The 22105-nt window shown below is 51.5% G+C and carries 23 protein-coding genes; 6 read left to right on the forward strand and 17 right to left on the reverse strand.

The window, feature by feature from the left end; genetic code table 11:
• Window positions 1-3033: an efflux RND transporter permease subunit gene (locus tag JYB63_RS05765; RefSeq protein WP_205656823.1), complete on the forward strand. Its 3033-nt coding sequence runs from the start codon at window positions 1-3 to the stop codon at window positions 3031-3033.
• Window positions 3034-3103: 70 nt separating this feature from the next.
• Here the strand turns inward: JYB63_RS05765 and JYB63_RS05770 are convergent, their stop codons facing one another.
• A complete protein-coding gene (locus JYB63_RS05770) occupies window positions 3104-3637 on the reverse strand; it encodes a YaeQ family protein (RefSeq protein WP_205656824.1) in 534 nt (177 codons plus the stop codon).
• A gap of 184 nt (window positions 3638-3821) precedes the next feature.
• On the opposite strand from JYB63_RS05770, the gene JYB63_RS05775 reads away from it, so the two are divergent.
• From JYB63_RS05775 to JYB63_RS05785, 3 genes are all read left to right on the forward strand, one after another.
• A complete protein-coding gene (locus tag JYB63_RS05775; RefSeq protein ID WP_205656825.1) occupies window positions 3822-4079 on the forward strand; it encodes a YkgJ family cysteine cluster protein in 258 nt (85 codons plus the stop codon).
• A gap of 73 nt (window positions 4080-4152) precedes the next feature.
• Window positions 4153-5214, forward strand: coding sequence for a nucleoid-associated protein (locus tag JYB63_RS05780; protein ID WP_205656826.1), 1062 nt, complete (start codon window positions 4153-4155; stop codon window positions 5212-5214).
• Window positions 5215-5673: 459 nt separating this feature from the next.
• A complete protein-coding gene (locus JYB63_RS05785) occupies window positions 5674-5979 on the forward strand; it encodes a hypothetical protein (RefSeq protein WP_205656827.1) in 306 nt (101 codons plus the stop codon).
• Between the two features lie 81 nt (window positions 5980-6060).
• Here the strand turns inward: JYB63_RS05785 and JYB63_RS05790 are convergent, their stop codons facing one another.
• From JYB63_RS05790 to JYB63_RS05825, 8 genes are all read right to left on the reverse strand, one after another.
• Window positions 6061-6855: a hypothetical protein gene (locus JYB63_RS05790; RefSeq protein ID WP_205656828.1), complete on the reverse strand. Its 795-nt coding sequence runs from the start codon at window positions 6853-6855 to the stop codon at window positions 6061-6063.
• A 247-nt stretch (window positions 6856-7102) separates the two neighbouring features.
• Window positions 7103-7744, reverse strand: a complete 642-nt coding sequence (locus tag JYB63_RS05795; RefSeq protein ID WP_205656829.1) for an enolase-like domain-containing protein — start codon at window positions 7742-7744, stop codon at window positions 7103-7105.
• Window positions 7741-8307 carry a dCTP deaminase gene (gene dcd, locus JYB63_RS05800; RefSeq protein ID WP_205656830.1) on the reverse strand — a complete coding sequence of 189 codons (567 nt, stop codon included), beginning with the start codon at window positions 8305-8307 and terminating at the stop codon, window positions 7741-7743. The genes JYB63_RS05795 and dcd overlap by 4 nt, the downstream gene beginning before the upstream one ends.
• A gap of 145 nt (window positions 8308-8452) precedes the next feature.
• Window positions 8453-9544, reverse strand: coding sequence for an iron-sulfur cluster carrier protein ApbC (apbC, locus tag JYB63_RS05805; protein WP_205656831.1), 1092 nt, complete (start codon window positions 9542-9544; stop codon window positions 8453-8455).
• A 132-nt stretch (window positions 9545-9676) separates the two neighbouring features.
• Entirely contained in the window at window positions 9677-10009 is a 333-nt protein-coding gene (locus JYB63_RS05810) for a DUF4144 family protein (RefSeq protein ID WP_205656832.1), read from the reverse strand.
• Window positions 10010-10019: 10 nt separating this feature from the next.
• Window positions 10020-10616 carry a cysteine hydrolase family protein gene (locus JYB63_RS05815; protein ID WP_315984042.1) on the reverse strand — a complete coding sequence of 199 codons (597 nt, stop codon included), beginning with the start codon at window positions 10614-10616 and terminating at the stop codon, window positions 10020-10022.
• Window positions 10617-10831: 215 nt separating this feature from the next.
• Complete coding sequence (locus JYB63_RS05820) at window positions 10832-11179, reverse strand: GFA family protein (RefSeq protein WP_205656834.1); 348 nt, start codon at window positions 11177-11179, stop codon at window positions 10832-10834.
• A 33-nt stretch (window positions 11180-11212) separates the two neighbouring features.
• Window positions 11213-12193, reverse strand: a complete 981-nt coding sequence (locus JYB63_RS05825) for an MBL fold metallo-hydrolase (protein ID WP_205656835.1) — start codon at window positions 12191-12193, stop codon at window positions 11213-11215.
• A gap of 167 nt (window positions 12194-12360) precedes the next feature.
• Between JYB63_RS05825 and JYB63_RS05830 the strand changes: the two genes are divergently transcribed.
• Window positions 12361-13020, forward strand: a complete 660-nt coding sequence (locus JYB63_RS05830; protein WP_205656836.1) for a peroxiredoxin — start codon at window positions 12361-12363, stop codon at window positions 13018-13020.
• A 72-nt stretch (window positions 13021-13092) separates the two neighbouring features.
• Here the strand turns inward: JYB63_RS05830 and JYB63_RS05835 are convergent, their stop codons facing one another.
• The 3 genes from JYB63_RS05835 to JYB63_RS05845 form a co-directional block, all read right to left on the reverse strand.
• Window positions 13093-13437, reverse strand: a complete 345-nt coding sequence (locus JYB63_RS05835) for a DUF3127 domain-containing protein (protein WP_205656837.1) — start codon at window positions 13435-13437, stop codon at window positions 13093-13095.
• A 100-nt stretch (window positions 13438-13537) separates the two neighbouring features.
• Window positions 13538-13936 carry a type II toxin-antitoxin system HicB family antitoxin gene (locus JYB63_RS05840; protein ID WP_205656838.1) on the reverse strand — a complete coding sequence of 133 codons (399 nt, stop codon included), beginning with the start codon at window positions 13934-13936 and terminating at the stop codon, window positions 13538-13540.
• 46 nt (window positions 13937-13982) lie between these two features.
• Complete coding sequence (locus JYB63_RS05845; RefSeq protein WP_205656839.1) at window positions 13983-14162, reverse strand: type II toxin-antitoxin system HicA family toxin; 180 nt, start codon at window positions 14160-14162, stop codon at window positions 13983-13985.
• A gap of 472 nt (window positions 14163-14634) precedes the next feature.
• Here JYB63_RS05845 and JYB63_RS05850 point away from each other — a divergent pair, with 472 nt between their 5' ends.
• Entirely contained in the window at window positions 14635-14970 is a 336-nt protein-coding gene (locus JYB63_RS05850) for a zinc ribbon domain-containing protein YjdM (RefSeq protein ID WP_205656840.1), read from the forward strand.
• A gap of 69 nt (window positions 14971-15039) precedes the next feature.
• Here the strand turns inward: JYB63_RS05850 and JYB63_RS05855 are convergent, their stop codons facing one another.
• The 5 genes from JYB63_RS05855 to JYB63_RS05875 all read right to left on the reverse strand — a co-directional run bounded on the left by JYB63_RS05855 (window position 15040) and on the right by JYB63_RS05875 (window position 22093).
• On the reverse strand, window positions 15040-16698 hold the full coding sequence (locus JYB63_RS05855) for an EAL domain-containing protein (protein WP_205656841.1): 1659 nt from the start codon (window positions 16696-16698) through the stop codon (window positions 15040-15042).
• A gap of 344 nt (window positions 16699-17042) precedes the next feature.
• Entirely contained in the window at window positions 17043-18266 is a 1224-nt protein-coding gene (locus JYB63_RS05860) for a sirohydrochlorin chelatase (protein WP_205656842.1), read from the reverse strand.
• Window positions 18267-18345: 79 nt separating this feature from the next.
• Window positions 18346-19488, reverse strand: a complete 1143-nt coding sequence (locus JYB63_RS05865; RefSeq protein WP_205656843.1) for an aminotransferase class I/II-fold pyridoxal phosphate-dependent enzyme — start codon at window positions 19486-19488, stop codon at window positions 18346-18348.
• A complete protein-coding gene (gene cbiB / locus JYB63_RS05870) occupies window positions 19464-20444 on the reverse strand; it encodes an adenosylcobinamide-phosphate synthase CbiB (protein ID WP_205656844.1) in 981 nt (326 codons plus the stop codon). The genes JYB63_RS05865 and cbiB overlap by 25 nt, the downstream gene beginning before the upstream one ends.
• A complete protein-coding gene (locus JYB63_RS05875; protein ID WP_243431806.1) occupies window positions 20441-22093 on the reverse strand; it encodes a cobyric acid synthase in 1653 nt (550 codons plus the stop codon). The genes cbiB and JYB63_RS05875 overlap by 4 nt, the downstream gene beginning before the upstream one ends.
• Window positions 22094-22105: the final 12 nt, after the last annotated feature.

A 22105-nucleotide genomic window follows, 5' to 3' on the forward strand; every position in this document is an offset into this window, starting at 1 on the left:
ATGATTACCAAGCTCGCCTTACAGGGCAACCGGGTTACCATTGCCCTGACCCTGTTGCTCAGTCTGATGGGCATATTTCTCTATCAGGACTTTCCCTCTCAGGAAGAACCTGAAATAAACATCCGCGAAGCTGTGGTGACTGCCCAGTATCCGGGCCTGCCGCCGCAACGGGTGGAAAATCTGATTATCCGTCAGCTGGAAGATGCCATCCGGCAAATCCCGGAAGTTAAAGACATCAACTCCCAGGCCAGTACCGGTTATGCCCAGATAAATGTCAGCCTGTATGACTCCGTCAGTGACCTGCAACCCATATGGCAAACCCTGCGCAATAAAGTTAACGATGTTAAAAACCAGCTCCCAAGCGGCACTCAGGGGCCGTTCGTCAATGACGACTTTGGCCGGGTAGCCGTTGCCAGCATTGCCTTCACCGCGGAAGGATTTACCCTGGCAGAAATGCGCGCCACGGTAAAACGCTTTCAGGATCAGCTAACTGCGCTGAAAGGTGTCAGCCGTATCGAACTGCTGGGCAACAACCCGGAACAGATCTATCTGGAAAGCACCACCACCGAACTGAGTAAAGCCGGGGTGAATATTCAACAGGCTCTGCAGACCCTGCAAAACCGCAACGTTATCAGCGCTGCTGGTGAACTGAGCACCGGCCAGCAACGGGTGGTGATTGAACCCACCGGCAACCTGAACGATGTCGAGGAAATTGCCAATATTCCCCTGCGGCTGGACGATGGCGGGATTATCTATCTCGGTGACCTGTTCCGGATTAGCCGGGGTTACAAAGAACCGGCCGAACGGTTTGCCTACTACAACGGCAAACGGGCACTGGTGCTGGCGGTTTCTATGCAAAGCGGTTTTAACGTACTGTCATTTTCAGAACGCATGAAACAGCGGGTGGCAGAACTTGAGAACACCTTGCCCTGGGGCTTTGAAGTGGACTTCGTCACCTATCAGGCCACAGAAGTAAAACGTTCTATCGACCAGGTAACCAACAGCCTGCTGCAAACAGTCGCTGTGGTATTTGTCGTGGTGGTGCTGTTCCTTGGCATCCGTACCGGTATCGTCGCTGGCTTGTTAGTACCGATAACGATTCTGGTCACAGTGGTGGTGATGTCCATCATGGAGATTCCACTGCAGAAAGTATCTATTGCTGCCATCATCATCGCTCTGGGACTGCTGGTGGACAACGGTATCGTCGTTGCGGAAGACTATCTCACCCGGGTCAGTCAGGGGCAGTCCGGTTTTGAAGCAGCCATGACCTCCGGCAGTAAGATGATGGTTCCCCTGCTCACCGCATCCCTGACCACTATTTTCGCCTTCTATCCGCTGATGGCCGGTGACAACGTCACCATTGAATACACCCGTTCACTGGCACAGGTCATTACCATTACCCTGCTATCGTCCTGGGTGGTGGCGCTGACCGTCATCCCGTTACTGGCTATGTGGCTGATCAAAGCCCGCGGTCCGCAACAGTCTGCCGACAGCGAATCATCACTGCAGACCGGTTATAAGCACCTGCTGAATATGATTCTGGGGGCCCGTACCGTCTTCCTGCTGATGATGGTTGGCCTGCTGGTGCTGGCGGTCTATGCCTTTGGCGCGGTACCGAAAAAATTCATGCCGCCCAATGCCCGCCTGCAGTACATGATCGAACTGGAACTGCCGGCCGGTTACAGCATTGATGCCACCCAGAAACTCAGCGGCGAAGTCAGCCACTGGCTGATGCAACCGGACAGCAATCCGGAAGTTGCAGATCACGTCACCTATATCGGCTTTGGCGGACCGCGTTTCGTACTGTCGCTCAACCCGAACGACCCGGCACCGCACCGCGCCTTTATGCTGGTTAACCTGAAAGATGGCAGCAGCCAGCAAGCCGCCATGGATAAAGCCCGCAACTACCTGACTGGCCAGTTCCCGGAAGCCCGTATCAGCGTCAAAGGCTTCGGTTCCGGCGGTGCTGAAGAAGGCAGCATTGAATACCGGATCAAAGGGCCGGATAAAATCACCCTGCGACAGATCTCTGAACAGGTGCAGGGTCTGCTGTATCAGCAGCCGGGCATGATCAACATTCAGGACAATTGGGATAACAAGGTCTTCAAACTGAAGGTACAGATTGATCAGACCAAAGCCGAACTGGCTGGCCTGAGCACTGAACAGGTATCCCGCGCACTGGATACCCTGCTGAGCAGCGGTGAGATTACCCAGTTCCGTGAAGGCGATCAGAGCATTCCGGTGACGGTGCGCAGCGCCGGCATAGAACGGGAAGATGTGGAACGCTTTGGCACCCTCTATGTGGGCAATGACCGGGAAGGTAACCCCATTACCCTGACCCAGATCGCTACTTTTTACGCGGAGCCAACCGAGTCACTCCAGCGCCGTTACAATCTGGAACCGACCATTAAGATTAAAGGCGTCAGCAGCCTGCTGCCGGCCAGCGAAATGGTCAGCCGTCTGGCACCGGAAATCGCCGCGTTGGGCATTCCGGCAGGCTACAGCATTGAAATCGGTGGCGAAGCGGAGTCTTCCAATGATGCCACCTCAGCACTGGCCCAGAACCTGCCAATAGCCTTTGGCGCGATCTTCCTGCTCCTGCTGGCACAGTTCCGCTCGTTCCGTAAGGTAGGCATCATCGGCATTACCCTGGTATTCAGCCTGATCGGTGCCAGTTTTGGCCTGTTCCTGCTAAATGCTAACTTTGGCTTCATGGCAATGCTGGGCTTCCTGTCACTGGGGGGCATCATTATCAATAACGGCATATTGCTGGTGGAACAGTTCGACCTGGAAGAAGCCAGCGGTAAGTCCCCTTATCAGTCGATTGTTGACGGCGCCGCATCCCGCCTTCGTCCGATACTGGTCACCACCGGTACCAGTGTTATCGGTCTGATGCCACTGATGCTCAGCGGCGACGAACTGTGGTTCGGCCTGACCGTTGTACTGGCGGCCGGCTTGCTGGGCGGCACCCTGCTGACCCTCGGCGTGGTACCGGTGCTGTACAGCCTGTTATTTAAGGTAAAACGGGCCTGACAGGTCATCACAGCCAAACGCAAACAGGCCGGCAATATGCCGGCCTGTTTTGTTTTTAAGGCAGTGCCTTTCAGCTCAGCTGCTGCAGGGTCACTTCGCAGGTATGCTCAGCACTGCTGAGCATCAGAGTATCGTCGGTAATCATCAGCGACAGATCCATATTTCGCGCCGCCATATCTTCCAACGGTGCCAGTTGCTCTGCAGGCAACTGCCAGACACTGACCTTAGGCAACTGGGTGATGGCCTGCTGATGTTTCTGCCACCAGATATCCGTTTCACTGCCATAGGCATACAGGCTGATTTGCTGCGCCCGGCTGACCCCTTTACGTAACCGTTCAGGGCTGGCCTGACCCAGTTCAATCCAATGTTCCACCTCTCCGGAAGGCGATACCTGCCACAGCTCCGGTTCATCAGTAGCGGAAAGCCCCTTGGTAAAACTGAGATCCCGGTGATAATTCAGGCCGTATACCAGAATCCTCACCATCATCCGGGTCAGGGTTTCTGACGGGTGCTGCGCCACAGTCAGCGACAAGCTCTCATAACAGTGCCGGTTCATATCGCTAAGCTGCAGGTTAACTTTAAAAATTGTCGGTTTCAGGGCCATAGGGATTCTCAGCAAAACGAAAAAAGTGCGCCATTGTAACGGTAAAAGGTGTCCTTAAACAGCTAACTGAATGACAGACATCCAGTGAGCTACTGTTCGCTGAGTACTGATATCCCGCTTGACCCGCCTGCCACATTGGCTCATCCTTATCCGACTTTCTCAACCGCCCCTTTCAGGTGTCATTATGCAGTGCCGTCCGGGCTGCGGTGCATGCTGCATCGCCCCACATATATCATCCGCCGTTCCGGGTATGCCTGAAGGCAAGCCTGCAGGTGTGCGCTGCATTAATCTGGACGCTGGCAATAACTGCCTGATCTGGCAGCGGGACGACTACCCGCAGGTTTGTCAGGACTTTACTGCCAACCGGGAACACTGTGCTGATAGTCGCCTACAGGCATTACAGATACTGACCCGGATGGAAGATGAAACCCGTCCGGACTAAAAAGCCCTGTGCAGCCGTTCTCCGGCGATGCTAAAATCCCCCTCCCTGTCCGCTAATCAATACAGAAGACATTATGGAACTGAAACATCTAGCCATCCGCGAACTGCTTAAAAATGCTGACGAAACCCAGGCAACTATCAGCAACCGGGGTGGCCCTGTTGATATTCAGGCCCCGATGGCACAACGGCTGTTTGATACTCTGGTATCCGCTTACGGACGCCGCGCCGCCCTGACCCACGGTTCCTTCACTGTAGAAGATCCGGACAGCCATCCGTTTATTACAAACTTCCGCCAGTTCATCAGTGGTACACCGGATGACAGCGATTTCCTCAGCCTGTGTGATGTGGCCATGGAACAACTGGCTGCTTCCCTGAGTTCCGAGTCTGCCTCGGCGGCGACCGGCGGTTACGTGATCTTCTGCCACTACAGTGCCGATGTATTTGATTACCTGCTGGTTGCGCTGGTCCGGGATAAAAACGGCGTGGCATTTGACGGCAACCTGCACCCGACCCAGGTGATTGAACTGGATCTGGATAAACTGCACCAGGCCGCCAAAATTAATATCTCCACCTACAAAGAAGGCACCGACAGCTACCTGAGCTTCATCGGCACCAAACGGAAAGGCGATATTACCCATTACTTCTCCACGGCACTGGGCTGCAGCGACGTAGTACCGGCCCGCCAGGCCACGTCGGAACTGATCCGTGCGACAGAAGACTTCTGCCGCAAAAACCAGCTGCAGGACAAGCAGGAAGCCATCGTTGATGACGTCGTTGGGTACCTGTCCAAACAGCGCAGTGAAAAGCAGTCTGCCTACCTGCCGGACATGGATGAAATCTTTGCCCAGCACATTCCGCCAGAACAGGCCGAAAGCGGTACTGAAACCTTCGGCAGCTTCGCCAACTCAGAAGAGTATCAGGTGAGCCACGAATTCCAGCCGCACACCAGCACCATTAACAATTACACAAAGATTAAGGCTAAGGCCGATAACTGGCAGCTGGACTTCTCCAAGCGCTCGCTGGGTGAACTGAACTCCACCAGCGATATTCAGTTTGACCCTAATACTAACAGCCTGATTATCCGTCGCCTGCCAACCAAGGTGGTGGACCAGCTTCGTGAAGCACTGGACGACTGATACACGCCAGCTCCGCATCTGACCGGTTCAGCAAGATTCATAACCGGTCAGATAATTCTCATCCCTCCTGATCTGCAATCATATTTCTGTCATATCCCCCTGCTACTGTGACGACATACACTTTGTGCGGCGCACAACATTAACCACAGACGGATAACCCGGTTTAATTTGTCGCATCGCACAATAAACAGAAAACTCAGGCTTACAGCGCCCATCGTCAAAAAAATATTTTTCGGATTAAAGCGCTGACAGCAGCTCTGTACACACTTAACTGTTGTAGCTTTAATACTTATAAAACAGCAGGTTAAAAAACAAACAACAAAACCCGGCTGAGATACCGGAATTTTATGAGATTATTTTTTTGTGCGGCGCACAAAAAAATATTTGACAGCTCTGAAAACCGGCTTACAATAAGCCACATATTGTGCACTGCACCAATCAAATATATGGAGATATACCATGACTGCTAACATCGATTTTCAAAAGTCTTTCGAATCTGTGAAGTCTCTGATGGAATTGCAAGCGCAAACTATCAGCAAGTCTGTTGAACTGCAGAAGCAATCCGGCGAACAGCTAACTGCTTTCTTCAAGAAAGAAGCTGAAAAGGCTCAGACTCTGAAGACGCCTGAAGACGTTGTAAAATTCAACGTTGAAGCAAACACTGCACTGTTCGAACTGCTGAAAGCACAGGGTGAAGCATTCACTTCTCTGGCGAAAGAAGCTGGCGAATCTGCAATGAGCGAAATGACTAAAGCTGCTAAGTAAGTTTACTTAACCGCTGTAAAAAAGCCCCGCCGGGTTTAACCTGGCGGGGCTTTTTTATGTGTTATTTACAGAGTCTGCTGATCAGTGCAGTGAAGGGCCACTTTCGTTAACCTGCAAAATCGGCTGACCGGCACTGTCCAGCGCCAACGCGCCCTGCTCAACGGCATAATCCATCAGCTGGCTCATGACCATATCAGTCAGATGGGCACTGATCACCAGTCCGGCTGGCGGATCACCTTCAAACATTTCGTCATCCACCATACCGTCGGCACGCAGCCCCAGTAACAGCGGATTCTCTGCCACCAGCGGCGCAATGTCATCCGGGGCAAACACCGAATATTCAGACGCAACTTCTAAAGCCAGGTTATAGGCATCCGCGGCTTCAGTGGCCAGACGCTCCTGGAATACAGATTCCGCCAGCGCCATCACTTTGCTCAGCTCCGAACGGCCAGGCTTTTGCATATTCTGCTTGGCCAGCTCGCTGTCGCTGTAATCTACCACCGGCGCACTGACATCATCCAGTTGCTGATGATCTTCTTCCGACAAACGGCCTTCTGCATCCGGCTTCAGCCAGCCCTGCTCTGCTGCCATGCTAATTAAAGCTTCCAGCATACCGGCCGCCAGATTCACACTGATGATCATACCAACACTGGGATTAGCGGCTTCTTCTGCATCAGCAATCATGCCGCCCGGACGGGTCGCCAGCAGGGTCGGATCTTCAGCCACCACCTGCGCCAGCGTATCCACTTCAAGGTAGAGATGCTGGTTACACAGCTCCATGGCAGTACCCAGGGCGTTCTCACCACCAGACGCCGTCATGGCAGCATGATAGTCCTGCTGCACCTTTTCAACGATGTCTGCTAATAACTGGCTCATGTTTTTCTCCGGCTGAACGCAAATTTTTCAACTCGCAAATCAGCACTCTTTACTAATGTTTAACAAAGGCGTGTCGATAGCCTTTATATGACGGCATTAAAAGGCCGTCAGCTTATACGATTTTCCGCCAGACAGGGGTGACTATGAATATTCAATTACCGCCGCCGGTACCCGAAGACGAAGATGAAGGTAAGGTATACGTGTTATCAGATAACTGAGTACCGCCGGACACCTTAAGCACCTGTCATTAATGATAGGTCAGACCGATCAGCTTAATCTGAGATTTAAGCGCGTCGAAGTGGTCCCGTAATTCAGCCAGCGGACGTAAACCGAAGTCCAGCGGATCGGTTGGCAATTCATACCAGTCCAGGGTAGATACCCGGGTCATCAGGTCGTATTCGCCAATCAAAGCATCCAGATAGATCATGACCGCTTCAATGCGCGGTTCCATATCCAGGCTGGCCGGCAGCTCTTGCATGTACACGGCCATAAACAGTTTGCCGTTCTCAATGCGGAAGCTGTACCAGAACTCTTTCAGTTCAATGACATCTTCACCCAGGTGGATATACGCCGGCACCGGATCATAGCGGTGGTTAAATGCGATAAAGCGAATCCCGCCAATGCTCGGCGCAGCCCCTACCAGACTCAGTACGCTGCTGATGGACTCAGGGTAACCGTCGCAGCCAAACACCATCTCAACCGGACCGTCTTCCTCATCCCGCTCGAAATGAAAGGTCAGGTTGCGGTCGATCTTCTGCAAAGAGTTACGGTATTCCAGCAACAGATTATCCGCATCGAAGTTATTATCTGTCTCGCTGCCGAGCAGATTATCGATGGTGTTCTCCAGCTGCTGCCAGAAACTGAGAATATTTTCCTGCCGATGAATCATGTGCGCGGAACAACCACTCCGGTCTGTCCCTGATATTTACCGTCCCGGTCTTTATAGGAGGTTTCACAGATTTCATCCGCCCCCAGGAACAGCATTTGCGCAACACCTTCATTGGCGTAGATCTTGGCAGGCAAAGGTGTGGTGTTAGAGAATTCCAGTGTCACGTGACCTTCCCACTCAGGTTCAAGAGGCGTCACGTTTACGATGATACCGCAACGGGCATAGGTGCTTTTACCCAGACAGATCGTCAGCACATCGCGTGGAATTTTGAAGTATTCAACGGTCCGCGCCAGGGCGAACGAGTTAGGCGGAATAATGCAGACATCAGATTTCACATCCACGAAGCTGCCTTCATCAAAGTTCTTCGGGTCAACCACAGAAGAGTTGATGTTGGTGAAGATCTTGAATTCATCCGCACAACGGACATCATAGCCATAGCTTGATGTACCATAGGAAATAAGTTTTTCTTCATCACGGCGACGCACCTGTCCCGCCTCAAACGGCGCGATCATCTGATGTTCTTCGGCCATGCGGCGAATCCAACCGTCCGACTTAATACCCATAGTTACAATATCCGTCAGTTTAATCTTAAAAAAGGCGACAATCTTAACGTTTTTGTCTAAAAAAAACCGCACTTTTTCATAAAAAAATGCGGTTAATTTTAACCCTGATCAACAGAGCCCCGGACAGCCCGTCCGGCAGCCAGAATCAGTCGTTCACAATGGAAATATTCGGCATTGCAACAGGGGTTTCTGCACGCTTCGCCAGCAGAGCACCGACCTTACGTGCCATATCCCGGTAGATTGCCGTTTCCTTGCTGTCCGGCGCGCTCACCACCGTTGGTGCACCGCTGTCTGTAGACGTACGGATACCCATCGTCAGCGGCAGAGCACCCAACATTGGCGCCTTGTACTGTTCCGCCAGCATCTCGCCACCACCGTGGCCGAAAATCGGCTCGCTGTGACCACATTCGCTGCAAATGTGCAGGCTCATGTTCTCAACCACACCCAGTACAGGGATCTCTACCTTGCGGAACATTTCGATGCCTTTCTTAGCATCCAGCAGAGCGATGTCCTGCGGTGTAGTAACAATCACAGAACCGGTGACCGGCACCTTCTGCGACAAGGTCAGCTGGATATCACCGGTACCCGGCGGCATATCGATGAACAGGTAATCCAGATCATCCCAAACGGTTTCTGTCAGTAACTGCTGTAATGCACCACTGGCCATCGGACCACGCCATACCATTGGCTGATCATCATCAATCAGGAAACCGATCGACATAACCTGCAGACCATGGGCTTCAATTGGCGCCATGTTCTTTTCGCCCACCGGCTGCGGACGGGTTCCCGGAGTCACCCCCAGCATCATGCCCTGGCTCGGGCCATAGATATCCGCATCCATCACACCGACACGGGCGCCCTCAGCCGCCATTGCCAGCGCCAGGTTCACAGTGGTGGTGGATTTACCCACACCGCCCTTGCCGGAAGAAACCGCAACAATGTTCTTCACCCCCTTCAGGGCCTGCAGGCTGCCCTGCACCTGATGAGCGGCAACCTTGCTGGTAATATCAATCTTTACATCGGTAGCGCCTGCAGCCGTTACTGCCTCGCTCAGCGCCTGTTTAATATCAGCTTCTGCACCCTTACAGGCGTAACCCAGCTCAAGCGAAATGTTAACCGTGCTGCCTTCTACACTCAGCGCTTTCACTGCGTTAGCGCTGATATAATCCTGTTCTAAATACTTATCCTGTACGCCGGCAATCGCCCCGCGTACCTGCTCGTTTGTTAGGCTTGTCATAAGGTTATCTACTCTTGGCTCTCAATACCCTAGTAATTTTGTCGGGAATTATGCGCCATCTGCTTTAGGAAGGCCAGACCAAATCCGGTATTTCGATGGCATCAATAGTCGTACCAGGCCGTCAGCTGGGTCTTACCCGGCTGCATCGACCGCCTGAACAGCTTCAGCCACCGAGGCCACCAGCATCTTTGCCACACAGCAATGACCTGCTGCAGCAAAATGTTTACGCAGAATTTCATTCAATTCGTTAAGGGAAAGCCTGATACCGGCCAGATGCGGAACAATCCGATCTGAAATCCGCTGCTGCAACAAAAAACACTGCCCTTCACTGTCAATCAGACGGTCCTGTGCAGCAAAAAAATGCTGCACATACTCTGCCCGCCATTCATCCGACGAACGGATAACCGTCAGCTCCGGATCACCTTCATACTGCAGCAACACCGGCCAGTGTATATTTGTCGTCATGTCTGTCTGCTCAGTGTGGCTGAGGCAATGCCTGCAGCAAATCAAGGGAATCACACACATGGCAGTATTCACCATGCAGGTTACTGAGAAACGTCCAGTGTACATCTTCCGCGCTGAGTTGCTTACCGTTCAGCAGATCCATGGCAAATGCCGCACTGGCGTCATCCGGCACCATGACCCTGAATCCCAGCCCGCTCGCAACCCGAACGGTCGCATCCAAAGAATTGTTGCTCAGCACACCGCACACCACCATCTCGCTGATCTCCTGGTCGCGTAGCAGCGATTCCAGCCCGGTACCGATAAAAGCACAGTTTTCCTGCTTGGTGATCACCGGTTCTTCAGCAAGCGGCTCAGCCTCATACTTAAATGAAAAGTGATGGGAAGTGGGATGATAAGGTGAATTCTCAAACTTCGACGCGTGCCGAATATGAATCACCGGCAGCCCGCGATCACGCCAGACAGTCAGCAAAGCGGCAATCACCCGCTCAGCATCCGGGTTATTCCGGCTGTAATCTGAATAACAGTCAATGGCATCCTGAACATCGATAATCACCAGTGCGGGATTACCTGAAATGAATAAATCCTGATTGTTGCCCGGCAGCATCACTATGCCCAACCCCTGCTCCTGAAACTGCCGCATTCTTATAATCGATATTTTTTGGCGGCGACAGTCATATTATTGTCGTAAGTATGGCGGGCATTAATGACAGCTTTTCCAAATAACAGCAAGCAGTCAGATCAACTTACCAGGCTCTACTGAAAGGCTGTACTGAAAGGCTCTACTGAAAGGCTCTGCTGAAAAACCACAGCCATCGACAGCCGTTACTTCATACCAATGCCATCAGTGGCGCGTACTGGAATACCGGCGGGATCAAAATCTTCCAGACAATATACATTCACCCCAAAATAATCCGGGGTAACCCGTTTGCGATGAAACGGATAAATCCCGCATACACTGCAGAAATAATGCTGTGCCGTATGGGTATGAAAGGTATAGGTGGAAAGTACATCTTCGCCGGTCAGAATTTTCATCTGACGCTCATGAACCTTCACCATCAGCGCATTCTTACGTCTGCAGATTGAACAGTCACAGGTGGTCAGCTCCGGAAAATCTGTCTCAATTTCGAAAGTTACCGCCTGACAGTGACAGGCCCCCCGGTAAGTTTTCATATCTACTCTCTCCCACACAGCATCTGCAACCAGTCATTGCTCTGCATGCAAACCCCCTTCTTTATCCAGGCGGTATCGGTGTAAATCTTCTGCCAGAAACAACGCCCCGCGATACACCGTGCGGGCCTCCTGCCGGAGTAAATCCACGGAAGACTTTACCTGAGGATTAAGCTGATAACGGGGGCTGAAGTGGGTCAGCAACAGATTAGGAATCGCCTGCTGAGCGGCGAATGCTGCAACCTGCTCCGCATAACTGTGGCCATATGTAGCTGCCTGTTCAGCAAGCTCCTTCGCATAAGTAGCTTCATGTATCAGCACATCACAACTGTTACACAGATCCTTAAGCACGGCAGGCTCGGCATTATCACCGCAAACAACCACTTTTCGGGGTACTGAATCCGTAATAACAAAGTCACGGGCCCGGTACAGTTTGCCATCATGGCTGACATCAATGCCGGATTTCAGCCGCCCCCAGTCCGAGCCGGCAGGTAAATCCGAAGCTCTGAGCCCTGCCACATCAAGCTCACCATCTACCCAGTTCTCTGTAAAGCTGTAAGCATAAGATTCAACCCGGTGAATCAGTGGGGTAGCAGCTACATTAAATTGCCCAAAAGTCATCTCCGGGAAGTCATTATCCTGATTCAGCATTAGTGCTTCAGGCAGAACAAAGTTAAGTTCAAATGACAGATGAAATTCGGTAAAACGCTGCGTCGCTTCAATCCATTCCCGGATACCCGCCGGTGCAACAATGGTCAGCGTCTCAGTCCGACCGGTCATACCTGCACTGCCTAACAGACCGGGCAAACCATAACAGTGATCACCGTGCACATGGGTAATGAAAATGCCTTTTAAGGTATTCAGTGACAGTTTGGTATGCAGCAACTGATGCTGCGTTGCCTCTCCGCAATCAACCAGATACCAGCTGCGGCCCTTGCTTTCCTGCAACGCCAGCCCCGAGACATTTCGCTGTTTGGTCGGCGTACCGGAAGACGTACCTAAAAACTGAATAAACACCCTGTATCCACCTGTTATGAAAAGCTGTTATGACAGTGTGCCATAAACTCACGGCAAGGCCTGCTTTAATAATGAGAATCCGTCATACCTAAGCACCATTCACCGGTTTATGAACTAACCTTAACTGACCTCATTCCTGCAAACTAACTGACAACAGGAGGTACAGAATGTCATTACGCATCAATGATCAGGCCCCCAACTTCACCGCACAGACCACTCAGGGAGAATTAGATTTTCATCAGTGGATTGGTGACAGCTGGGCAGTCCTTTTCTCTCACCCCAAAGACTTTACCCCGGTGTGCACCACTGAGCTTGGCTACATGGCAAAGATTCAGCCGGAATTCGACAAGCGAAACACCAAAATCATAGGCCTGAGCATCGACCCCCTCGATGATCACGTAAAATGGATAAAAGACGTCGAAGAAGTCGGTAACACCACCGTTAACTACCCGGTCATTGCCGATACTGACCTGAGCATTGCCAAGCTCTATAACATGTTCCCCGCCGATGAAACCGGCTCCGCCGAAGGCCGTACCGCCATGACCAACGCCACCGTACGTTCAGTATTTGTGGTCGGCCCGGATAAAAACATCAAACTGATGCTCACCTACCCGATGACCACCGGGCGTAACTTTGATGAAATCCTGCGGGTCATCGACTCCATGCAGCTCACCGCAAAACATAAGGTCGCCACCCCGGTAAACTGGCAACAGGGCGAAGACGTTATCATCGTTCCCGCTGTCTCTAATGAAGACGCCGAGAAGGTCTATCCGGATGGCTGGGAAACCGTAAAACCCTACTTACGTAAAGTAAAACAGCCGGGATAAAGAACCGTACATCCAGACACACAAAAGCCCTGCAATGCAGGGCTTTTGTAAACGTACAGATATCAGATCAGATCAGAACGGTACGTCGTCATCAAATTCAACCGGCGCAGTGGTATCGTAAGCAGGAGTCTGGTCATACGGATCAGCCACAGCACCACCCTGAATCTTCCAGCCCACCAGGTTATTGAAATAACGCCCATTGTATTCACGGCCACGGATATCAAAAGAAACCGTTACCTGCTGGCCCGGCTGGATGCTGTCCAGCAGGCTGACTTTATCCTGCACAAACTCCAGATTGATATCCTGCGGGTACTTGCCTTCTTCAACCGTCACAACCATTTCACGCTTGGTGAAGCCGCTGTTAAAGGTCTGCGGATCCTGAATTAACTTAACCTTACCGGTCAGTTCGTAAGCCATTGTCTTTACCTTGTATAGCTACATCGTGATGAGGGTTATTTAAGCAGAAATTGAGAAGGATTACTGTAAGTTTTGTGATGTAGTTCAGAAGAAAAAAGCACTAACCGTATCGCCTTATTTCTTTCACAGCAGAATCAGCCAGAAAGGCAGAACGATTTTTTCCATGGCCTTTCTGAACCTGCTTCTCTATCTGACGCACTAAAATAGACGGTAATGTAATTGTTACTTTTTCTGTTTTACCAGAAAACGGCGTGATATCTATGTCCACTAACGCCCAGATACCACCCGGAAACTGATGTTCAAAAGCTGATACAGGACTTGCTGCCGGTGCAATTTCACCATCTTCTGCGAGCCCTTCCAAATGAAATTCGATTGCTTCCCGCACATTATCCATTGCTTCATCCATGGTATTTCCGGCAGAAAAACAACCGGGTATATCAGGCACAGTAACCCCATACGCTGAACCTTCTTCGTGGTGAATTACAACAGGGTATCTCATTTCTTTTTACTCCAAACTCTTCTGTTACCAGGCAAAAATCCAAGTACTAAAGGCCTGCTTGCTTCAGAATGCTTTTTACCGTGCCAACTGGTAAGTCCTTTTTAGGATGAGGTAAGGTCACACGGCCTTTTTTGATCGCATGCTTTAGCTGGCAATGACTCCCTCTGGTGGCAACAACTTGCCATCCATCCGCTTTAAGTAACCTGAGCAGTTCCTTTGAATTCAAAAGAATTTCCTCATACAGATAAGTATTGAATTGGAAGCAATCCAGATATCAATTTCTCATCCCGGTTAACATCATAATACTACCAGTGGTATAAAACACAATTTTCATACCACCAGCAGTATAAATCTTACTGTCTACCTGTGTTACAAAATATCTGTTCAGGCTAGAAGACCGGTCTGTATCTGTATCCAGCAGTTGCTTCTGACTTTTGAACATACTCCGCACAATGAAATAGGCGCTGGAATTCCATTCCTTCTCGCTAAAAACTTTATGGCTATCATGCTCAGCAAACGAACAATCAGTACAGTAGGTCGCAGATATGTTTTGAATGTTTGAAATTCGCCCTCATCATCCCGGCAAGTTCTTTATCAAGCACAGAGCATGAATCAGCAGCCAGCCCACAAAGTGCTCGCCAAAACAGCCCCTTGCCACTATCATTCACGCCGAACTCACTGAAAGAAGAAATACTGTTATGTCCCTGCCTAACTGCCCGAGCTGTAACTCTGAATATGTTTACCAGGATCAGGATATGCTGATCTGTCCAGAATGCTCGTATGAATGGAATCCTGAAGAAGTTGCCGCAGAAAACGCCCTGAATATCCGCGACGCGAACGGCACACAGTTACAGGAAGGCGATAAAGTTACCCTGATTAAAGATCTGAAAGTAAAAGGCAGCTCTCAGGTACTGAAGATTGGCACCAAAGCGCTGATCAAGCGTATGGTCGACGGTAAAGACCATGAACTGGACTGCAAGGTAGACGGCGCCGGTGACATGATGGTGACCGCGAAGTTTGTAAAGAAAGCCTAAGTTATTGTCGAGCAGAGACCTGCTCTGCCCTTTCTGATTCGTGTTACAGGAGTGACTGCGAACTGCCCGTTACTCCGTAACCACTTCTTTAAACTGATTGGCTTCGCTGGATAACCATTCCTCAAACGCACTGACAGGCATCGGCCTGGCCAGTAAATAGCCCTGTACAACGTCACAGCCTTCCCGTCTCAGCTTTTGCAGCACAGCCGGATCGTTTACCCCTTCAGCGGTTACCTGAAGCCCCAGGTTATGGGCCAGATTGATTGTGGCATTTACGATCACCGCATCACTGTCATCGGTGAGAATATCTTTCACAAATGAACGGTCTATTTTCAGCTCTTTCAGCGGCATACGCTTGAGATAAGAAAGGGATGAATAGCCGGTGCCGTAATCGTCGATGGAGAACCGGAATCCCATCTGATCAATCCGGTTAATGATTTCAAAAGCGGTTTCCGGGTTACTCATAATCGAGCTCTCGGTAATCTCCAGCATCATCCATTCCGGGTTCACCCCGGTACGCCCTTTCAGGCCCGCAATTAAATCCGGTAATTCAGGATTATTAAGATCTTTTGCCGACAGATTCACCGAGATACTGATGTTATGACCGCTATCAGCCCACTTCACAGCCTGCAGCATGCTGGCTTCTATGACCCAGCGGGTCAGGGCCTGGATCATTCGGGTCCGTTCCATCAGCGGTACAAAGTGATCCGGCAACAATAAGCCGTGCCTTGGGTGGTTCCAGCGCACCAGCGCTTCGGCACTGCTGACGCAATCATTTCTTAAATCCAGTTTCGGCTGGTAATAAAGCTCCAGCTCACCCCGTTCAACAGCCTGGTTCAGTTCGCTCATCAGGGTTAACTGCCGCGGCGTATGTTCATCATAAGAAGGGTCATACAACGCATAGCCCTTATTTGAATTTTGCGCCACATACAGTGCAATGCCCGCCCGCTGCACCAGGGTATCCACATCACCGCCATGATCCGGAAAATAGACAATCCCGATATTGGCCTGACAAGCCATCTTTACCTTTTCAACAAAAAACGGTTCTTCCAGTGCCCGGTGAATGTTTTCAGCCTGAGACAGCACGGTTTGCTTGTTTTCAATATTGGTTAACAGCAAAGAGAATATGTTGCTGTCGATCCGGGCGATGGTGGCCGGTGCGGCATAGGCGCTTTTCAGCCGGACGGAGACCTGTTTGATCAAACTGTCACTGGCGTTGCGCCCGAGGGTATCGCTGACCTGTTTGTAGTTACCGATTTCAATGAGTAAAACAGACAGGGATTGCTGTTGGCTGGTCTGGGATAAAATGCCCTGTTCAACCCGGTCATAGAACAGTTCTTTATTGGGCAGGTCCGTCAGTAAATCGTGGGTAATATTGTAACGGGCCTGCTTTTCGAACGTATCAGCCCGCTCCCGCAATTCCTGAGTCTGGTCAATCACCAGTGCACTGGCTTCATAGGCAAGAATGGTACTTGAATATTGCCCCCAGAACGCAAATACAAAGGGCACTGCATCCATAATCCAGAGTGCAATATTGGTTTTCTGAACCAGCGCAATGCCATTAAGGCTGATACTGCCAGTAGTATAATAACAGGCCCCCAGTGTCGCGATTATCAGGGCCACTACCGCAACAACAATGCCCTGATAGGCCGTCTTGGAAACACGTGATTTCAGGACTTTTACATTGTTATTTAAAAAGTCGTTTGTGTTACTGCCGATTAAATTCACACTGCCACCTTTTCATCCTTGCTCCCCCTCATTAAATACTGAGGGAGGTGCGAATAATTCCATATTTCAGTTTCGGCGTTATCAATGATATGCCTTGGTGTATCCCACGTTTAAAACCCAAAGGTTCAGTGATTACGCACCGGAGAAAACCTGTCCCTGGCAGCCTCAGCGGGCGCCCGTCTTCACCGGTTAATATATAAACACGTTAATTGAACAATATCACTCTGAATAACATCTTAACTTTGCCATAACGGGTACTGAGACCGGAACCTGCCGGCATAAAAAAACCGCCGGAAGCTTTCGCTGCCGGCGGTTTGTCTCTAACCCTTCTTTCTTTTTTTAATTTATTTCTTGTGAGCGAAGGTCTCTTCTGCCTTAACCAGGCCGATACGGTCCTGCTCTTCGTCCAGCACTTCCTGCGGGAACTGGCTCATGAAGCAGCAGCATACGCCTTCACCGATCATGGTGCGTGGCCCCAGTGGGTGAGCGATGTGCTTGTAGATACCATGGCTGTGACCATGACCATGATCATGATCGTGTGAATGACCGTGGCCATGATCATGAGAATGACCGTGTGAGTGGCCATGATCGTGTGAGTGGCCATGATCGTGTGAGTGGCCATGATCATGAGAGTGACCGTGCGAGTGGCCATGGTCATGCGAATGATCGTGACCGTGCTCATCAGCATTCGGGTTGAACTCAGCATGGTGGTGATGAACATCCACTTCACCCGCCGCTAGGCGACGCTTGAAGGATTCCATCAGGCTTTCATTGCTCAGATCTGACGCACCATCCAGAATTTCACGGACACGGATTTCGAAAGCATCGATCACTTTCTCATGGTCGTTCAGGTACGGCGTCTTGATGAATTCAACACCCGGGTTCTGTTCAGCAACCTGATCCACATAACCGTAAATACGCTTGATCAGACGGCCGGTGAACAGGAAGTAAGGGGCAACAACCACGCGCTTGTAACCCAGCTTCAGCAGCTTCTCCATACCCACGCCTACAGACGGATAGGTAACACCGGAATACACCGTGTCAGCCCAGCCAAAGCCCATATTTTCGTTAACGATACGGGTCAGCTTAGCCGCTTCAGCATTAGCACCGGTGTCAGACGTACCACGACCAACCACTACCAGCAGAGTGTCATACAGGTTTTCCGGCGGATTTTCCGGGTCAATCCCCATGGATTCATAAATCCGCGCCTGGAACGCTTCAATCATTGCCGGGTGCAGACCCAGCTCGCTGCCATAATGCATCTCAATCTGGCTGTTGTTTTCTTCAAACGTTGTCAGCACAGACGGAATATCATTCTTGGCATGGGTCGCCGCAAACAGCATTCCCGGAATGGCATAAACCTGTTCAACGCCCTGCTCAAGCAGAGAGTTCAGCCCCATGTGAATATTCGGCGCCGAGAACTCCAGAAAACCGTATTCAACCGGGATATCCGGGAAACGTTTCTTCAGGCCGGCGGCCACTAAACCAAATTCGCGTTCTGCATCTTTGTCACGGCTACCGTGACCACAGACCATAATGCCTTTTTTTGACACAATTTCTCTCCGCATCTTGTTGCCCAGTATCATTCTGAGGGCTTTATATTCTTAGTATATTTTTATTGCTCACATCTTTTGCAGATGTTGTCGATTAAATTATTTCCAGCCGCTGTTTCAGTTGTGATGCTGTATTGGGATCAAGCGCATTTATTATGCCCGTCCGCAGCAACATCGTACCGTCATGCAGGTCAATTAAACGTACCAGTATGCCCTGTTCGGCCAACCGCTGATAAAGTTCATACGCTGCTGACGTTGCCAGCCGGTGGCAGGAAAACAACTGTTCCCTGCAAAATGGCTGTGCATCATACGCCTCTAACACTGGCTGTAAAAGTGCTTCCGTCAGTTCGGCGTTAGCAGCAATGTTTTCCCTGGCCTGTTGCTGCCACTGCACATCATTCAGTGCGGCAATGGCTACCGTCTGAGCCGGACCATTAACCGGCCATGGGCCAAGCAATTTTGCCACCCCCTGCATCACCGCTTCACTGCCAAAAATGGCGCCCAGCCGGATACCCGCCAGCCCAAAAAACTTACCGAATGAACGCAGCACCAGCATATTTGGCCGGAAACACTCCCCCAGCACACTTTGCTCAGGACTAAGATCCACAAAGGCTTCATCAACAATCAGCTGCGCGCCCGGAGCTAACCGATCTGCCCAGTCCGCCAATTGTTGCGGGGTAAACGTCAGCCCGGTGGGGTTATTCGGGTTAATCACCAACAGGTGAAAACGCTCTCCCTTTAACTCTGCCTGTTCCAGTGCCTGTTCAATTGCCAGCCGGGCTGAAACATCATCCAGCGCAGGGTAATAACGTAACTCTGCACCATAGGCCTGCCAGTGCTGCCGATGTTCCTGATAACCGAAGTCCGGCAGCAGTACCGGCATATCGTCCAGCACTTCCGGTAAAAACTGGATAATCGGCTGGCTACCACTGGCCAGTTGATATGGCCGGTCGGCGTAATAGCGACGTACAGCTTCATCCAACTCAGGCCGTAAATAAGGCAGCGCCTGATAGGCCTGGCTGTCAAACGCCGGTAACGGGTAATACTGAGGATTGATCCCCGTTGAGAGGTCAATCCAGTCTGCTACCGGCGTGCCAAACTGCTGACTGGCGGTATACAGATCACCGCCATGGCAGAGATTCAGCGCCTGGCCACTTAAGCGGCTTTCATTATCGGCAATACTACCCTGCACTTCAGCCATCACGTTTACCATCACATCAGTCTCACGGTCAGCCACAGAGACGGTGCCATTGCCAGTGCAGCAATCACCAGATACCAGCAAAGAATCGCTTTATTCACCAGCCTGCAAGCCGCTTCTATGTCCCGTGCCTTAGGCGTCGGATCTTCAACCAGCCCCAGTACAGGGCGATCCTGCCACTTGCCGTGATACACCGCACCACCGCCAAGTTTGACGCCAATAGCCGCCGCACCACTGGACATCACCAACCCGGCATTCGGGCTTTTCCAGTTGCCCCGCTGGCGTTTCCAGGCTTTGAATCCGGCACTCATTTTACCCGCCAGACAATAGCTCAGTGCGGTTAGCCGTGCCGGAATAAAATTCAGTACGTCATCTGCCCGGGCGGCTGCCCAACCGAACTTCAGATAACGGCGGTTCTTGTAGCCCCACATGGCATCCAGTGTGTTGCTCATGCGATACATAACAACGCCAGGCACACCCAACAGGCAGAACCAGAAAATGGCGGCAAAAATAGCATCTGCACCGTTTTCCAGCACGGATTCCGTCGCCGCCGTGGCAATGGCAGTTTCATCCAGCTCAGAGGTATCACGGCTGACGATCATACTCACCGCCTGACGGGCACCGTCCATATCTCCCTGCCCTAACGGACCGGCAATGGCACGGCCATGGCTCAGCAGACTTTGCCAGCCAATCCCCAGATAAAGCACCGCAGCACCGATCAGGGTTTCAAACCAGATATTCAGCGCCAGAATGTCCACCAGCACACAGGCCACAAAAGTGATTGGCAACACCGCCAGACACCAGGCCAGAACACCCCGCCATTGTCCGGAAGCCTCCCCCTGGGAACCATGACGATAGCGGTTCAGGTGTTTCTCCAGCCAGATCGCCAGATTGCCAAATCCCACCAACGGGTGATAACTGCGCGGTTCCTGAAAACGGTAATCCAGTAACAGGGCCAGCAGAATGGCCAGCACAATGCTTAATCCTTCGGTCATGACGCCTGTACCTGTTGTTCCTGTTCCTGTTTTTCGTGCGCTTGTGGAATGACACTGCTGTCCAGTTGCAGCAGGTCCAGCAGCTTTTCTAACGGAATCGCAGCTTCAACCGCATCCGCCAGCCGTTCGATCTGCTGATCCCGGAAGGCCAGATAATCAAAGCTTTCAAACTGCGCCAGCCCGGCCCAGCGTAAGACGTATTCAAGAGTCGTCTCTTCATCCAGCAGACCGTGAATATAGCTGCCCATCACCCGGTTATCTGCGTCTACTGCACCATCAGAAGAACCTTCAGAGAAGCCAGACTTCAGCTCACCATGTTGCTGTTCCTGCTCCTTCAGGCCACAGAACATTGGCGTATCCAGCGCAGCACCGCTGCTGCGCCCGGTATGTATCTCGTAACCGCTGACCACCACCGAGTCATCCGCCGCCAGACAGCCCCGCACGTTACGCAAAATTTTATTGCCGGTCAGAGTGGTTTCCATATCCAGCAGGCCAAGACCGGCATCCGAACCCGGTGCAGACTCATGACCATCCGGATCATGTACCCAGTTACCCAGCATCTGATAGCCACCGCAAATGCCCAGTACCTTTCCGCCTAAGCGCAAATGCCGCTGAATAACTTCACGCCAGGTCAGATCACCGATACCCGCATCATTATGCTCCGATTTAGCGTAGGTGTTACGGCCATCCAGCCAACTCAGATCACCGCGGACATTTTTACTGCCCGGCAGAACAATCAAATCTGCGCCTTTAAACTGCGCCGGGTCCTTCAGGAACTGGCAGTCCACCTGCGGATGCATCCGCAGGGCATCGAAATCCGTATGGTTGCTGGCCCGGGGATACAGAGGTACCACCACCCGCAACTGCTGGTACCTTTCATTACTAGCTTGGTCGTCACCGGTCTGCTGCTGTGCAACCGCGTCTTCCGCTTCAATGTGCAGGTTATGGATATACGGAATCACCCCGGTCACCGGCACACCAGTTTTATCTTCCAACCAGTCCAGCCCGGACTGCAGCAAGCGCACATCCCCCCGGAAGCGGTTGATAATAAACCCCTTCACCCGGGCTTTTTCAGATTCGCTAAGCAGTTCATAAGTACCGTAAAGGTGCGCAAATACACCACCACGGTCGATATCTGCACAGATCACCACTGGGCAGTCCACCGCTTCAGCGAAACCCATATTGGCAATATCATGTTCCCGCAGATTAATCTCTGCAGGGCTACCCGCCCCTTCTACCAGCACAGTCTGAAACTCATCCCGCAGACGGTGATGGCTGGCCACCACCTCTTTCAGCAGCTCCGGTTTATACGCGTGATATTCGGTGGCCTGCATATTGCCCACCGCCTTACCGTGCAGGATCACCTGTGCGCCCAGATCGCTGTTCGGCTTTAACAGCACCGGGTTCATGCTCACAGAAGGCTTAAGAAAACAGGCTTCAGCCTGTACCGCCTGGGCACGGCCAATTTCACCGCCCTCAGCAGTAACTGCACTGTTGAGCGCCATATTCTGGGATTTAAACGGCACGACACTGATCCCTTTACGGGCCAGAATCCGGCAAAACGCCGTCACCAGTATGCTTTTACCGGCATCGGAAGTTGTGCCCTGTACCATTAAACTGTGCGGTGAGCTGAATTTTGCAGCTGTCATCGTCTATAACCT

The organism is Aliamphritea spongicola, assembly GCF_017051665.1.
In the GTDB taxonomy this organism is placed as follows: Bacteria; Pseudomonadota; Gammaproteobacteria; order Pseudomonadales; family Balneatricaceae; genus Amphritea; species Amphritea spongicola.

Bases quoted from the DNA above. Each gene is read 5' to 3' on its own strand.
- JYB63_RS05820 (WP_205656834.1), bottom strand. From the start codon at position 11,179: ATGAAAACTTACCGGGGGGCCTGTCACTGTCAGGCGGTAACTTTCGAA.
- JYB63_RS05830 (WP_205656836.1), top strand. From the start codon at position 12,361: ATGTCATTACGCATCAATGATCAGGCCCCCAACTTCACCGCACAGACC.
- apbC (WP_205656831.1), bottom strand. From the start codon at position 9,544: ATGACAAGCCTAACAAACGAGCAGGTACGCGGGGCGATTGCCGGCGTA.
- dcd (WP_205656830.1), bottom strand. From the start codon at position 8,307: ATGGGTATTAAGTCGGACGGTTGGATTCGCCGCATGGCCGAAGAACAT.
- JYB63_RS05790 (WP_205656828.1), bottom strand. From the start codon at position 6,855: ATGAGCCAGTTATTAGCAGACATCGTTGAAAAGGTGCAGCAGGACTAT.
- JYB63_RS05770 (WP_205656824.1), bottom strand. From the start codon at position 3,637: ATGGCCCTGAAACCGACAATTTTTAAAGTTAACCTGCAGCTTAGCGAT.
- JYB63_RS05795 (WP_205656829.1), bottom strand. From the start codon at position 7,744: ATGATTCATCGGCAGGAAAATATTCTCAGTTTCTGGCAGCAGCTGGAG.
- JYB63_RS05850 (WP_205656840.1), top strand. From the start codon at position 14,635: ATGTCCCTGCCTAACTGCCCGAGCTGTAACTCTGAATATGTTTACCAG.
- JYB63_RS05875 (WP_243431806.1), bottom strand. From the start codon at position 22,093: ATGACAGCTGCAAAATTCAGCTCACCGCACAGTTTAATGGTACAGGGC.
- JYB63_RS05765 (WP_205656823.1), top strand. From the start codon at position 1: ATGATTACCAAGCTCGCCTTACAGGGCAACCGGGTTACCATTGCCCTG.
- JYB63_RS05860 (WP_205656842.1), bottom strand. From the start codon at position 18,266: ATGCGGAGAGAAATTGTGTCAAAAAAAGGCATTATGGTCTGTGGTCAC.
- JYB63_RS05810 (WP_205656832.1), bottom strand. From the start codon at position 10,009: ATGACGACAAATATACACTGGCCGGTGTTGCTGCAGTATGAAGGTGAT.
- JYB63_RS05835 (WP_205656837.1), bottom strand. From the start codon at position 13,437: ATGGCTTACGAACTGACCGGTAAGGTTAAGTTAATTCAGGATCCGCAG.
- JYB63_RS05780 (WP_205656826.1), top strand. From the start codon at position 4,153: ATGGAACTGAAACATCTAGCCATCCGCGAACTGCTTAAAAATGCTGAC.
- cbiB (WP_205656844.1), bottom strand. From the start codon at position 20,444: ATGACCGAAGGATTAAGCATTGTGCTGGCCATTCTGCTGGCCCTGTTA.
- JYB63_RS05775 (WP_205656825.1), top strand. From the start codon at position 3,822: ATGCAGTGCCGTCCGGGCTGCGGTGCATGCTGCATCGCCCCACATATA.
- JYB63_RS05840 (WP_205656838.1), bottom strand. From the start codon at position 13,936: ATGAGATACCCTGTTGTAATTCACCACGAAGAAGGTTCAGCGTATGGG.
- JYB63_RS05785 (WP_205656827.1), top strand. From the start codon at position 5,674: ATGACTGCTAACATCGATTTTCAAAAGTCTTTCGAATCTGTGAAGTCT.